At 69.6% G+C, this 612-nt stretch carries 1 protein-coding gene; it reads left to right on the forward strand.

The genetic code is table 11. The features are described from left to right. Positions 1-612 (forward strand): type VI secretion system tip protein TssI/VgrG (gene tssI, locus HG543_RS54035; RefSeq protein ID WP_169352721.1); only part of this gene is annotated, 612 nt, incomplete at both ends.

The following is a 612-nucleotide window of genomic DNA, read 5'->3' on the forward strand; positions in this document are numbered from 1 at the left end:
GAGGACGGCACCTTCGCGGGCGAGTACGTCATCACCGAGGTGGTGCACTCGGGCGTGCAGCCGGACGTCTCCAGCGGCAGCGAGAGCCTGCAGGGCCTGTATCGCAACCAGTTCCAGCTCTTGCCCAAGGCGGTGCCCTTCCGGCCGCGTCGCCAGACGCCGCAGCCGCAAATCGCCGGCCCGCAGACGGCGGTGGTGGTGGGCCCTTCGGGCGAGGAAATCCACACCGACGCGCACGGGCGCATCAAGGTGCAGTTCCACTGGGACCGCGAGGGCAAGAACGACGAGAAGTCGTCGTGCTGGGTGCGCGTGGGCCAGCCGTGGGGCGGCCCGGCGTGGGGCGACGTGTGGCTGCCGCGCATCGGCCAGGAGGTGGTGGTGCGCTTCCTGGAGGGAGACCCGGACCGGCCGCTGGTGGCGGGGGCCGTCTACAACGGCGCCAACGCGGTGCCCTATCCGCTGCCGGACGAGAAGACGAAGTCGACGCGCAAGAGCGCCTCCAGCCTGGGCAGCAACGGCTTCAACGAGGTGCGGATTGAAGACGCGACGGGCGAGGAGGAAGTCTTCACGCACGCGCAGAAGGACGAGGACCTCCTCACCGAGAACGACAAG

The organism is Pyxidicoccus fallax, from assembly GCF_012933655.1.
GTDB lineage: Bacteria > Myxococcota > Myxococcia > Myxococcales > Myxococcaceae > Myxococcus > Myxococcus fallax.